This is a genomic window from Chryseobacterium sp. FR048 (genome assembly GCF_056844665.1).
In genome coordinates this window covers 366,521-379,357 of the sequence record NZ_JBXDSE010000005.1, presented here as the reverse complement: position 1 = coordinate 379,357, position 12,837 = coordinate 366,521, and the positions used below count along the sequence as shown (strand labels likewise).

The 12,837-nt window shown below is 37.8% G+C and carries 11 protein-coding genes; 5 read left to right on the top strand and 6 right to left on the bottom strand.

Annotation, left to right across the window (positions count from 1 at the left end; all coding sequences use genetic code 11):
* The first annotated feature begins 111 nt into the window (after positions 1-111).
* From AC106K_RS16415 to AC106K_RS16405, 3 genes are all read left to right on the top strand, one after another.
* Positions 112-1,695 (top strand): Na+/H+ antiporter, encoded by a 1,584-nt coding sequence (locus AC106K_RS16415; RefSeq protein ID WP_482446547.1) that lies wholly within the window; start codon positions 112-114, stop codon positions 1,693-1,695.
* 182 nt (positions 1,696-1,877) lie between these two features.
* The gene (locus AC106K_RS16410; RefSeq protein WP_482446546.1) at positions 1,878-3,149 is read left to right on the top strand and encodes a Y-family DNA polymerase; all 1,272 of its coding nucleotides are present in this window, start codon (positions 1,878-1,880) and stop codon (positions 3,147-3,149) included.
* 307 nt (positions 3,150-3,456) lie between these two features.
* Positions 3,457-3,768, top strand: a complete 312-nt coding sequence (locus AC106K_RS16405; protein WP_482446545.1) for a hypothetical protein — start codon at positions 3,457-3,459, stop codon at positions 3,766-3,768.
* Between the two features lie 85 nt (positions 3,769-3,853).
* On the opposite strand, the gene AC106K_RS16400 is transcribed toward AC106K_RS16405, so the two are convergent.
* From AC106K_RS16400 to AC106K_RS16385, 4 genes are all read right to left on the bottom strand, one after another.
* Positions 3,854-4,465, bottom strand: a complete 612-nt coding sequence (locus AC106K_RS16400) for a YdeI/OmpD-associated family protein (RefSeq protein WP_482446544.1) — start codon at positions 4,463-4,465, stop codon at positions 3,854-3,856.
* Between the two features lie 5 nt (positions 4,466-4,470).
* A complete protein-coding gene (locus tag AC106K_RS16395; RefSeq protein WP_482446543.1) occupies positions 4,471-5,604 on the bottom strand; it encodes a serine hydrolase domain-containing protein in 1,134 nt (377 codons plus the stop codon).
* A gap of 215 nt (positions 5,605-5,819) precedes the next feature.
* Entirely contained in the window at positions 5,820-6,641 is an 822-nt protein-coding gene (locus AC106K_RS16390) for a hypothetical protein (protein WP_482446542.1), read from the bottom strand.
* 112 nt (positions 6,642-6,753) lie between these two features.
* A complete protein-coding gene (locus AC106K_RS16385) occupies positions 6,754-8,295 on the bottom strand; it encodes a glycine--tRNA ligase (RefSeq protein ID WP_482446541.1) in 1,542 nt (513 codons plus the stop codon).
* A 305-nt stretch (positions 8,296-8,600) separates the two neighbouring features.
* On the opposite strand from AC106K_RS16385, the gene AC106K_RS16380 reads away from it, so the two are divergent.
* The gene (locus AC106K_RS16380) at positions 8,601-9,317 is read left to right on the top strand and encodes a pseudouridine synthase (RefSeq protein ID WP_482446540.1); all 717 of its coding nucleotides are present in this window, start codon (positions 8,601-8,603) and stop codon (positions 9,315-9,317) included.
* Between the two features lie 227 nt (positions 9,318-9,544).
* Positions 9,545-10,582, top strand: coding sequence for a quinone-dependent dihydroorotate dehydrogenase (locus AC106K_RS16375; protein ID WP_482446539.1), 1,038 nt, complete (start codon positions 9,545-9,547; stop codon positions 10,580-10,582).
* Positions 10,583-10,615: 33 nt separating this feature from the next.
* Here the strand turns inward: AC106K_RS16375 and AC106K_RS16370 are convergent, their stop codons facing one another.
* Positions 10,616-11,506 (bottom strand): hypothetical protein, encoded by an 891-nt coding sequence (locus AC106K_RS16370; protein ID WP_482446538.1) that lies wholly within the window; start codon positions 11,504-11,506, stop codon positions 10,616-10,618.
* Between the two features lie 21 nt (positions 11,507-11,527).
* Entirely contained in the window at positions 11,528-12,772 is a 1,245-nt protein-coding gene (locus AC106K_RS16365; protein ID WP_482446537.1) for a DUF445 domain-containing protein, read from the bottom strand.
* Between the last annotated feature and the right edge of the window lie 65 nt (positions 12,773-12,837).

Sequence of the window (12,837 nt, the reverse complement as noted above, 5' to 3'; positions counted from 1 at the left end):
TTAAAGTAGTACAGAGTGGTGTTTCATTAAAAAAATAATAAAAAAGTGGCTTTAAATTTTTAAAAATCAAATAGAAGTAGTAAATATGATTGATAAAAAACACATGATTAAATGCATACGATTTTACCTTTCTTTCTGGCAATGATAGCGGCCATTGTGCTCCTGAATATGTGGGCTACCAAATTGAAAATTGCTTACCCTATTTTATTGGTTGTATTTGGACTGCTTGTGAGCTTTGTTCCCGGCCTTCCAACAGTAAAGATCAACCCTGATCTTATCTTTTTTATCTTTTTGCCTCCCTTATTATTTGAAGCTGCATGGTCTATTTCTTTTAAGGAAATGAAGAGATGGTGGCGCATTATTGGAAGTTTTGCCTTTTTGGTAGTCTTTTTTACAGCGCTGGCTGTTGCGGTAACGGCCAATTACTTTATTCCCGGATTTACTATTGCATTAGGATTTCTGTTGGGTGGAATTGTCTCTCCTCCAGATGCGGTAAGTACGGGAGCCATTATGAAATTTGTCAAGATCCCGGCAACCACATCTGCCATTCTTGAAGGAGAAAGTTTACTGAATGATGCCTCTTCACTGATCATTTTTCGTTTTGCCCTGATTGCGGTGGGAACCGGACAGTTTGTGTGGCAGGAAGCCTCCTTGAATTTCTTATGGATGATCATTGGGGGCGCCGGAATAGGTTTCTTGCTTGCCTGGATTTTCGTACAGGCTCATAAACGCCTGCCTACGGATGCTTCTTCAGATATTGCTCTGACGCTCATTGAGCCTTATCTGATGTATTGGGTGGCAGAGCAGTTTCATTGCTCCGGGGTATTGGCGGTTGTATTTGGCGGTTTATACATGTCGAATAAACGGATGATTTTTTTAAACAGCACTAGCCGTATAAGAGGATATAGCGTTTGGGAGAGTTTTGTATTTATCCTGAATGGAATTGTATTTCTGATCATCGGTCTGGAACTTCCTGAGATTGTAGGCGGATTACGTTCGGAAGGTATTCCTCTGGGGACGGCCATCCGGTATGGAGTCTGGGTAACGGTTATTCTCATTGCTGCAAGAATCGTGAGCTCATATGCGGCGATGATCGCAACGATTGTCTTCCGTCCAACCGTAGCGCCCAGGGCTTCTTCAACGAGGAGGCGCCTTATGATGCCGCTATTGCTTGGATGGACAGGTATGAGGGGTGTGGTGTCATTGGCTGCGGCATTAGCGATTCCCGTAACCCTTGAAAATGGAAATCCTTTTCCCTACAGGAATCTTATCTTGTTTATTACTTTTGTGGTCATTCTGCTTACTCTTTTGGTACAGGGACTTACGTTGCCTTATTTTATAAAATATGGGCATGCATTTGATGATTTTATAGACGAAGAAAGTGACCAGAAGGCAAGACAGGAAGTTAAGCAGAAGTTGAAACAGCATGTTTATCATTTTCTAAAAAGCAAACACGAAAGTGAGCGGCACAGCCATGCAGGGATTGAAAGGATATTGAAACATTGGGAAGAAAAAAATCAGGATAATAATACAGACTGGATGGATGACAAGATTAAAGCCGTTCTTTTTGAAATGCTGGAAAGCCAGCGGCAGTTCCTTACAGATCTTAATAAAGATATTTCGGTCAATGAAGAGATTATACGACACCAGCTGTACCAGATCGACCTGGAAGAAGAGCGTTTAAGGATGATTTGAGAGCATTCATAAAATGTTTTTGAAAACAAAGTTACCAGCCTGATGCGACAAAACGTGTCGTATTAAAAAAATATTATTTATTTGTTTTTCAGAATGTTAAATATGGTGTTAATTCTAGTCTAAAAGATTATTTTATTCTTTAAAAACAATAATTTTGTGTAGATATTTACTATACAATTGCTATGTATGCGCTGGTAGATTGCAATAATTTTTTTGTTTCCTGCGAGAGGACTTTAGATCCCGATCTTGAAGGCAAACCCGTTGTGGTTCTTTCCAACAACGATGGATGTGTTGTATCCCGCAGCAAAGAAGCAAAAGATTTGGGCATTCCTATGGCTGCTCCGGCATTCAAATATAAAGAGCTGTTTCAAAAACATGATGTAAAGAGTTTTTCTGCAAAATTTGAATTGTATAATTACAAAAGCCAGCAGGTCATCAACATTGCAAGTTCATATGTTTTGGAATATGAGGTCTACAGTATTGATGAACTGTTTTTGGATCTGACAGGTTTTAAATATATTGATATTCACGAATATTGCCTTAAAATCAAAGTAGAGATCCAGGAGAGAGAAAATATTCCTGTAAGTATCGGTATTGCTCCAAGCAAGACCTTATGTAAAGTGGCCAACAGGATCGTAAAAGAATTCCCGGAGAAATTTAATGGAGTTTATATTATGGATACTCCTGAAAAAATAGAAAAAGCATTGAAATGGCTTAATATAGGAGACGTTTGGGGAATAGGAAGAAAGCTGGCTGCCAAAATGAATGACAGCGGAGTCTACAAAGCCTGGGATCTTCTTCAGAAACCCGAAATGTGGGTTCGGAAAGTGATGGGCATTCATGGAGTAAGGATGATCAATGAACTGAGAGGGATTCGACAATTGGAACTGGATGCTCCTTCACCCAAAAAATCTATAGCAGTTACCAGAAGCTTTATGCAGATGCTGACGAAAAAAGAAGAGATCCGGGAACGGGTGGAAACCTTTGGAATGTATTGTTCAGAAAGACTGAGGAAGCAAAATACCTGCTGCAAAATGATTACCGTATTTGTGCAGACGAACCGTTTCAGAAAAGATCTCCCTGAGTACAGAAATGCAATGACCCAGATCCTTCCCAATCCTACCAATTCTTCCATATTGATAGGAAGAGTGGTGAATGAGCTTTTTGAAGCTATTTACAGAGACGGATTTCATTATAAAAGAGCAGGCGTGATGGTGAATGACTTTGTTCCTGAAGATCAGAGACAGATCAGCCTTTTCGAAGAAGATATACAGAATCAGCATCTTCCCGTGATGAAAGCAATGGATGCCATGAACAGAAAATTCGGGAAAGATAAGGTACGCCTTGGAAGCATGAGTGGAGAAAATACTTTTGGCCGTGCCAAGCTGTCTCCGGAATACGAGGCATTTCTAAAAAAGAATACATTGCCGGAAGCGAATTTCAGGTTTCATTAAACTTTCAACATTATAAAGCTATCTACTACGGTTTTGATAATCGCAGGTTTCTAATATGAGAAATATTTTAAATGCAACTTGTTTTATATCAGTGTTTTGCGTGTATGACCATGAAGTCTTTAAGTTTTAGAAGATAAAAACTAAAATTCGGAATGTGATAAAATTCACATTATTCCTAAGGGGTAAATTTTCTTATGAGGAGATAAAAAGAATACTTTTGCACTCATTTTAATAAGAATAGCTCAAAAACAACACCCAGTAACACCTGTTTTTGTGAGAATTGATGACAATATAATATATAATCAATATGGAATACATACATAAAAATAAGACCTATATCCTGTTAAAAGCAATACTATACACCATAGGATTCCTAAGTTTATTATTATTGTCAAATCTTTGGATGGGTACGGCAGAAAACTGGGATGAAATTGTTAAAGATGAATTTATTCCTGCTCTTATTACAAGGACTATTTTTTCAACAGTTATAGGATTATTGTTTTTAGGACTATCTTTTGGTGTAGATTATAGGTATAAAAAGAAGACTAACTTTTCAAGAGAATTATTTTTTTTAATAATATTTTCTCTTCTTCTGAATTTAATCATGATGTTGAGGTAATTGGTGAATTCTTACAGGAAAATAATATAATGAGTCATCCTAAAATAGACCGTTATCTCAATGAGTTTCGGTTACTTCTCAAATATTATTTTCTCTCATACTTCCAGTTTCTCCCTTTCCCCTCTGCAATCCACTCCAGAGCCTGTTCCATTCGCTTATTGCGGGTCGTCTCAGTTTTGGCATCTGTGATCCAGCTGATATATTCCTTTCTGAATGACGGGGATGCTTTTTCAAACACCTCCAAAGCCTTTACATTGGCATCTAAGGCCGCTTGAAAATAATCAGGAACCTCCATTTCCGTTTTGGAAGGAGCTGCTTTCTTCATAGTAACCCCCATATCGGTAAGGTCCATTGCTTCTTTAATCGCTTTTTTAAGCTGAGGTTTAGATGGAAGATCTTCAATTCGGGTAATTTTTCCTAAACTGAACATGGCATTTTTTTCAATATCCTGGGTGATTTCCTGCATGGTTTTCATTTCCTTTTCCAGCCAGAATCCAAAAGTACAATGCTGTTTGAAAGAAGCCATAGCACAAAGATTTTTTCCTTTGTAAATGAAATGGGGAAAACTCCACTTCATGGTTTCTTCTGCATCAGGACAGTATTCATGGACCATTTCACGGATATAGTTAAGAATAGGTTTTGCAAAATCCTGGGATTTTTCAATATAAGCATCAATTTTCGGACTGTATTTCTCCATCGTTTTTATTGGAATAACTGGGTGATTTCATTGACAAGGAATTTTACCTGATCCGGCCTTCCTCTGTCATTTTTAGGGTTATTAGAATAGCTTCCCGTTTTTACAATAACCATATCATATTCTGGGACCATGATGATATACTGACCCTGCAGCCCAAGGAAATAATAATGTTGAATTGGATTGTCATGATTGATCCAAAGGCCCATTCCATAGATGTTGTCAGATTTTTCGGTAGGAGTTCTCATCAGTTCGATAAAATCGGAATTGAGAAGCTGCTGATCTCCTATTTTGCCATCATTAAGGAATAAAAGGCCCAGTTTGGCAAAGTCTCTGGCATTAGAATGAATACAGCAATAGGTTTTTTCCATTCCGTGATCATCTGTGCTCCATTTGGCATTCTGTTCCATTCCCAGCGGAACCCAGAATTTTTCAGACAGATAACTGGCCAGCGGTTGATTCAAAGCTTTTCTTATACCAAAACCCAAAAGCTGGGTGGCACCGCTTTGGTATTCGAATCTTGTTCCCGGCTCTTCTTTAAACTTTCTTGAGAATACTGCTTTTACCAGACTTTTTCCATAATAGGCTTTAGCATTCGGTAAAAACGGATTGTTGTAGTTTTCGTCCCAATCCAGACCAGATTCCATTTGAGCTAAATTTTTAAGCGTAACATGATCTCCGAAAGGCTTTTCTTTAAACTCAGCATAAAAATCTGAAAGCCTGTCGTCTATTGACGAAATGATACCTTCTTCCAGGGCTTTACCTAAAAGCATTACCGTGACCGCTTTTGCCATAGAAAAAGAATTGGTCTGGGAAAGCTGGTTATAACCGTTCCAATATTGCTCATGAAGGATTTTTCCATTTCGGACGACTACTAAAGCAGCTGTTCGGGAATGGGTTAAATCATCAACTAAATGTTTAGGTAATTCTTTTTTGTTGTATTCAGAATCTTCTTCCCATAGTTTAGGTTCCTCTGTAGCAATGGGATTGCTAGGGAAAAGATCTCCGTCATCAATATAAGCGCTTGATTTTCCCTTAAGGTAAGTTTTGGAGATGCCGCTAAATAAATAATCGTATCCCAGAAAATAAGCAGCGGCTGCACCTACCACAGCTCCGCCTATCATATACTTTAATATTCTCATTGTTTTATGAATCGGTCTCTGACAAATTTAGAATAATTTGAGTATAAAAATTAACATAAAGGAGCAAATAAGCTATTTTTATATTTATTCATGAAAAATATATCTGAAAATCTGTTTCAGTACAGGGTTTTTTACCCATTTTTTTCAATCCGATCATTAAAATATAAAAGCCCCGAATCAAAATTCAAGGCTTAATTTATAAAATAGGGTTATGGCTAATAATACTCGTAAAGTGCCGTATTGGTACTCGTTCCATAAGATGAAATATCATAAGTTTGAACAGTCTTGGTAGGATAGTTGTCACTCCCGATCGTATGAACTGCCGTAAGTTTGTTGATCCCATTCGTTGTCCCCGAATATTTTTCGGTCTGGTTTAATAAATTATTAAAGGAGATCTGACCATCACTCGTATTAAGCATATTGATCTGTATATAACCTTTTGCCCCTTTCATCGGATGGTTGGAATTATCATAAGAATTGGTAATATTATAGGTCGTTCCTCCGTAAGTGTAATTGGCCGAAGCAACATTCCCGTTATTGGTTAAATAGGCATCCACCTGGGCAAATAAAAGATTGGAATACGTTCCTGTTGCTGGATTGTACGTTGCATCTCTATATTCATTAAACTTAATATGAGTATCGCTCACGTACTGGTAATTCTGGGTGTAAACAAGGGTTCCTTTCTTCTTGTCCGTTACCTTTTCTGCAATAAGTTTTCCATTAGAATAAGAGAATTCTCTTGTAAGGATCAGTACACCGCCGAGATATTCCTCCGTTTTGGCAATATAATCTCCATTATAGGTGAAAATGATTTTTTCATCATCCATTGCACTATAGGACTCTGTTATTTTGTCTCCGTTATATTTGAAATCTACCACATAAGGCGGATCGCCTTGTACAAGTAGGGTTGCTTTTTTGAGAAGGTGGGAAGAACCGTTGTTTTTTTTAGTATTGTCTCTGTGGTCCGCAGGATTATCATTGGATACACAACTCACGATCGTTGCCATCGCCAGTGAGGCAATAAATATTTTTTTCATGGTTATTATTATTTTAGTTTTTAAATTTTGCTAAAAATAATAATTTCTATACTATATTTATGTATAATCGATAAAAAATAAAAAAGCCCTGAGTTTTTCAGGGCTTTTTGCATTATATCTTAGAAAGTAGATTTCTGAAGTTGGTCTTTTCATCGATAATTCTTCTCAACTCTGAAACAGGAACTCTTTCCTGCTGCATCGTATCTCTGTCTCTGATGGTTACTGTATGATCAGTAAGAGAATCGTGGTCAACGGTGATACAGTAAGGAGTACCAATAGCATCCTGTCTTCTGTAACGCTTTCCGATCGCATCTTTTTCCTCATAGAATAAGTTGAAATCGTACTTCAGGTCGTTGAAGATCTTCTCCGCATACTCTGCTAAACCATCTTTTTTCATTAATGGAAGGATCGCAGCTTTAATCGGAGCCAATGCCGGAGGTAAAGATAATACTGTTCTTTCTGAACCGTCTTCCAATACTTCGTCTCTTAAACAATGTGAGAAGATAGAAAGGAATAATCTGTCTAAACCTACTGAAGTTTCCACTACATAAGGAACATAGTTTTCATTTCTTTCAGGATCGAAGAACTGAAGCTTTCTTCCCGAATGCTCTTCGTGAGCTTTTAAATCGAAATCTGTTCTTGAGTGAATACCCTCCAATTCTTTAAATCCGAATGGGAAGTTGAATTCAATATCAGCCGCAGCATTCGCATAGTGAGCTAACTTTTCGTGATCGTGGAATCTGTAGTTCTCATCTCCTAAACCTAAAGCTCTGTGCCAGTTCAGACGCTTTTGCTTCCACTGCTCGTAGAACTCAAGTTCCGTTCCCGGAGCTACGAAAAACTGCATTTCCATCTGTTCGAATTCACGCATTCTGAAGATAAACTGTCTTGCAACAATCTCATTTCTGAATGCTTTACCGATCTGTGCAATCCCGAAAGGAAGCCTATGACGAGAAGTTTTTTGTACATTTAAGAAGTTTACAAAGATTCCCTGAGCCGTTTCCGGTCTAAGGTAAAGATCCATTGCACTGTCAGCAGAAGCTCCCAGTTTAGTTCCGAACATCAGGTTGAATTGTCTTACCTCTGTCCAGTTTTTAGAACCCGTATCAGGATCAGCAATTTCAAGCTCTTCAATCAAAGCTTTTACATCAGCAAGATCTTCATTCTCTAAAGACTTGGCCAATCTTGAAAGAATAGCTTCTCTTTTTGCTCTGTATTCAAGGATTTTAGGATTTGTAGCTACAAACTGATCTTTATCAAAAGCCTCACCGAATCTCTTCGCTGCTTTTTCGATCTCTTTGTTCTCTTTATCTTCAATTTTAGCACAATAGTCTTCTACCAAAACGTCTGCTCTGAAACGTTTTTTAGAATCTTTATTGTCAATCAATGGATCGTTGAAAGCGTCTACGTGGCCTGATGCTTTCCATGTCGTTGGGTGCATCAGAATTGCCGAATCAATACCCACAATATTCTCGTTAAGCTGTACCATCGCTTTCCACCAGTATTGTTTGATATTATTTTTTAGTTCGGCTCCGTTCTGTCCATAATCATAAACAGCGGATAAACCATCATAGATCTCACTGGAAGGGAAAATAAACCCGTATTCTTTAGCGTGAGAAATTACTTTCTTGAAAACATCTTCTTGCTTTGCCATAATTTTTTTACGTCTGAGGTGCAAAAATAGTGAAAATGTGGGAAGATGGAAGCGTGAAGATGGAAGTTTTTATAATGCAGCAATTTAGGAGCCGGGAACCTGCTTTCGCTACTCGCTTTTTTTATTTTCGGCGGCGGCAAAGCCGCCGCCGAAACCAAAAAAGAGCTCAGACATGCCGCTCAATCAGGGCTAATAAAACCTAACGGGTTTCAAAAAACCATTAGGGTTAGAAAATAACTCCCGGTTAAAACATTAACGTTCCGGACCTGAGAGAAGAATCAGCAGAAAATCTTTACTTTTGCCCCATGTTAGAAATTCTTTATCGTGACGAGCATATTATTGCGATCAACAAACCCAGCGGACTGTTGGTTCATAAATCTTTTTATGCCGGAGAAGCCGATACTTATGCTATTCAGGAGTTGAAGAAACAGATTGGGCAAAAAGTATATCCTGTACATCGGTTGGACCGAAAAACTTCAGGAGTTCTTATGTTTACTTTAGATAAAGATACCCTTAGAATCATGAGTGAGCAGTTTGCATCGCGTGAAGTGGAGAAGAAATATCTGGCAATTCTTCGGGGTTGGGCAAAAGAAGAAGAAACGATCGATTATGATTTGATCAATGAAAATGAAGTCAAGCAAAATGCTGTTACAAACTATCGCCGTTTGCAGACTTCGGAAATAGATTTACCTTTTTTAAAACATCAGACTTCGAGATATTGCCTAGTGGAAGCGATTCCTGAAACGGGAAGATTTCATCAGTTGAGAAAGCATTTTAAACATATTTTGCACCCTATTTTAGGTTGTAGAAAACATGGTTGTAATAAACAGAATAAGTTGTGGCTTCAAACATTTGGCATCAATAAAATGACGCTCCATGCACATCAGTTGATTTTCAATCATCCTGTTTCTAACGAAAGAATTACGATAAATGCAACGATAGATGATGAGTTTAAAAGAGTAGGAGATATTCTGAAATTTGATCTGAGCCAGTATCATTCTTCTCAAGGCTTAAAACCTTGACAAGGATGATAGCGCTCCCTTCGCTTAGTGAAACGCCCTTGCGAACAAAAATATTTTCAGGATGATCATATTTCTCTGCGATCGTAGCGTTAAAATAGCTCACTCGTTTGCAGCGTATACAAATTCTTACTGGCTTATAGATACTATATATCAGGCATTTTGATAAAATATCATAGGTTAACGAGAGATTAATTTTAAAATGAGTAATTTTGTAAAACTTTTTTTCAATGTACAAATCGCTCATTCGTCCGATTCTTTTCAAATTTGATCCTGAAGAAGTACATCACTTTACTTTTTCAATGCTCAAGAATTTTGGATTTCTTACCAGATTATTTTTCCCAAAACCTGTTGAAGACAAACGTCTGGAAAGAGAAGTTTTCGGATTAAAATTTAAAAATCCTGTAGGACTGGCTGCCGGTTTTGATAAAAACGCTGTTTTGTTCAACGAATTGGGAGACTTAGGTTTCGGGTTTGTTGAAATTGGGACAGTAACTCCGAGAGCTCAGGCTGGTAATCCTAAGAAAAGACTGTTTCGTCTTATAGAAGATGGAGGAATCATCAACAGAATGGGATTCAACAACGATGGTCTTGAGGCTGCTATTGAAAAGCTGAAATCAAACAAAGGAAAAATAATCATCGGTGGGAACATCGGGAAAAATACCGATACAAAACCTGAAAACTATACCCAGGATTATCTGGATTGTTTTGAAGGCCTTCATCCGCATGTAGATTACTTTGTACTGAATGTAAGCTGTCCGAATGTGGGAAGCCACGCCAAGCTTGAAGATGTGGAATACCTGCGCGAGTTGATTACGGAAGTAAAGAAAATAAACGAAACAAAAGCGGTTCGCAAGCCGATATTACTTAAAATAGCACCGGATCTTAATAACACTCAGCTGGATGAGATTATAGAACTGATGGCAGAAACAAAGATCGATGGAGTGATTGTTTCCAACACATCCGTCAACAGAGAAGGATTAAAGACTTCACCGGAAGTTCTGGAACAAATAGGAAACGGAGGTTTAAGCGGAAAACCGATTCGTGAGCGAAGCACAAAAATGATCAAATATCTTTCCGACAAAAGTAACAGAGCTTTCCCTATCATTGGGGTGGGAGGAATACACTCAGCAAAAGATGCTATGGAAAAACTGGATGCCGGAGCAAGTCTGATCCAGCTATACACCGGATTTATCTACGAAGGCCCGGAATTGATCAACGAAATCAATAAAGAACTTCTGAAAAGAGCAAGCAGACTACCAAGATAAAAGCAAACAGAGAGTTCAGTAACGGACTCTCTTTTATTTTGATTTTACAATGGATGCATTTTTTATATCTACCGTAAAGGTATATGCCGGTGTAGAATCAGATTTACCTACTTTATACTGTATGGTGCTTTTGTCTTTAGATTTTGTTTCTGTAGTATCATAAATATTATCCCAACAGCTTTCGGTCAGAAATTCTTCATATTTTTTATAATTCCAGTCTTTGGTAAAATAAAGAACACGGTAGCCTTTCTCACCGTCACTCGCTCCACACTGGCCGCAGGCGTTAAAATTTGAAGTTTGTTCAAAATAAAGCAGCACCCGGTTTCCGTTTTCTCCAGAAGAATATGAAATCAGTTCATTCCCCCCGGCTTTGTTGATAAAGTCATAAGTATTGATTTTTTTGTTATTGGGTAAGAACAGGTAATTGTTGTAACGGTATATGATAACATCACCGGTAAACAGTTTTATAGGCAGAACTTTTTTATCCCGGTAAAAATGTCCCGGAATAGGATTTTTATTGAGGCTGGGCTTTTCAAATATTATAGATTCCTGTGGCGACAGCTTCTGTGCGATTTCATTTGTTTTCTCTATATTCTGCAGGGAAGTGATCTGTTCTTTTAGATTTTTGGATTTCTGTTTTTGCTTGCTCCCGAAATTGTACAATGACAGGTTTCCATAATAATCATAAATTCCGGTGAGCGGAATCTTCTTTTGATATTTATCATAATAGTACCATCCATCAACGTAATGCTGGTACAGATTGCAGTCTACAACACCCGTGTAATTTAAATGAATTGTGATGGGAAACCCTCCGATCTCCCCGATAAAGGTTTGTGAAGAATCTGTTACTTTCTTTAATTCAACCTTTTGACAGAAGAAAAATGTGAGGGATAGGAAGAAGAATACGGTAAAGCTTTTTTTCATGGTGATTAGTGTGGTTAGTTTTTAAAGAAAGAAGTGAGCAATGGTATAGATAATGAGCCCTACCAGTCCTCCTACCAATGTTCCGTTGACCCTTATAAACTGAAGATCTTTCCCTACTTCCAATTCCAGTTTTTCACTTAATTCCTTGCCTTGCCAGTTGCCGACAGTATTACTGATGAGGTTTCCAAACTGATGGGTATTTTTTAAGATATATTTGTATGCTGTTACACGAACCCAATGATCAATTTTATTCTGAAGATTTTCATCGGTCTTTAAATTCTGGGCAAACTCATTCAGATTTTTAGAAAGATAGTTTTTCAAGGCAGAATGCTCTTCCTGTAATTCTTTCATCAATGTTTTTTTGATAGAAACCCAGATGTCATTGGAGTATTCTTCCAGTTTTTCGTTTTTCAGAAGTCCGTTTTTGATGGTTTTAAATTCCTCGTCCCATTTCGGATCCTCTTTAAGGTCAACAGAGAATTCGTGGATTTTCTGAGTAATCAAAGTTCTGACCTCGTGTTGCGGGTTTTCTTCTATTTCTTTGAAAAAATCAGAGAGTCCGTCTGCAATTTTATCTGCAATTTTATTGTCTACAAAAGAAGGGATGAAAGAGTAGCTGCCTTTCTTTACCCGATCTTGAATCATTTCATCATTCTCTGTAATATATTCTTTGATCTGCTTAGAAAGGTTGGTAATGATTCTCTGGTGATCATTCTTCTCCAGAATATATCCGATCCCGTTTCCTACCACTTTATTGAGTTTTATATCGCCTGTCATTTCAGAAACCTTTTTGCTGATAAACTGGCTTACGGTAGAATCGTCCAGCTTATTCAGGATGTCCAGAACAATATCCGATAAATTTTTGATCAGAATATCCTGATTTTTCTCTTTAGCCAGCCATTCTCCTACGAAATTCGAGACTTTGAGCTTTTGAATATAAGGACGTATATTCTGAGGCGAAAGAAAATTGCTGACCACAAAACTTCCCAGATTATCTCCCAATCTTTGTTTGCTGTTTTCAATCAAATTGGTATGGGGAATAGGAAGTCCGAGAGGATGACGGAACAGAGCTGTTACTGCAAACCAGTCGGCCAAAGCACCTACCATGGCAGCCTCTGCAAAAGCACGTACATAGCCTATCCAGTGAGAATTGTTAGATTTCTGTAAAATGGTCGTAACAATGAAAATAACGGCCATCAGGACAAATAATCCTGTAGCAAACGCTTTGTATTTTCTGAGCTGTTTTCTTTTTGCTTCGTCATTCATATTCTCAAATTTACTAAATTTGGTTATCAAATCATCCAATATTTGAACCACAAAAGACACAAGAG

Excerpts from the sequence above, each read along its gene's own strand:
- AC106K_RS16415 (WP_482446547.1), top strand. The coding sequence starts at position 112 with ATGCATACGATTTTACCTTTCTTTCTGGCAATGATAGCGGCCATTGTG.
- AC106K_RS16410 (WP_482446546.1), top strand. The coding sequence starts at position 1,878 with ATGTATGCGCTGGTAGATTGCAATAATTTTTTTGTTTCCTGCGAGAGG.
- AC106K_RS16405 (WP_482446545.1), top strand. The coding sequence starts at position 3,457 with ATGGAATACATACATAAAAATAAGACCTATATCCTGTTAAAAGCAATA.
- AC106K_RS16400 (WP_482446544.1), bottom strand. The coding sequence starts at position 4,465 with ATGGAGAAATACAGTCCGAAAATTGATGCTTATATTGAAAAATCCCAG.
- AC106K_RS16395 (WP_482446543.1), bottom strand. The coding sequence starts at position 5,604 with ATGAGAATATTAAAGTATATGATAGGCGGAGCTGTGGTAGGTGCAGCC.
- AC106K_RS16390 (WP_482446542.1), bottom strand. The coding sequence starts at position 6,641 with ATGAAAAAAATATTTATTGCCTCACTGGCGATGGCAACGATCGTGAGT.
- AC106K_RS16385 (WP_482446541.1), bottom strand. The coding sequence starts at position 8,295 with ATGGCAAAGCAAGAAGATGTTTTCAAGAAAGTAATTTCTCACGCTAAA.
- AC106K_RS16380 (WP_482446540.1), top strand. The coding sequence starts at position 8,601 with ATGTTAGAAATTCTTTATCGTGACGAGCATATTATTGCGATCAACAAA.
- AC106K_RS16375 (WP_482446539.1), top strand. The coding sequence starts at position 9,545 with ATGTACAAATCGCTCATTCGTCCGATTCTTTTCAAATTTGATCCTGAA.
- AC106K_RS16370 (WP_482446538.1), bottom strand. The coding sequence starts at position 11,506 with ATGAAAAAAAGCTTTACCGTATTCTTCTTCCTATCCCTCACATTTTTC.
- AC106K_RS16365 (WP_482446537.1), bottom strand. The coding sequence starts at position 12,772 with ATGAATGACGAAGCAAAAAGAAAACAGCTCAGAAAATACAAAGCGTTT.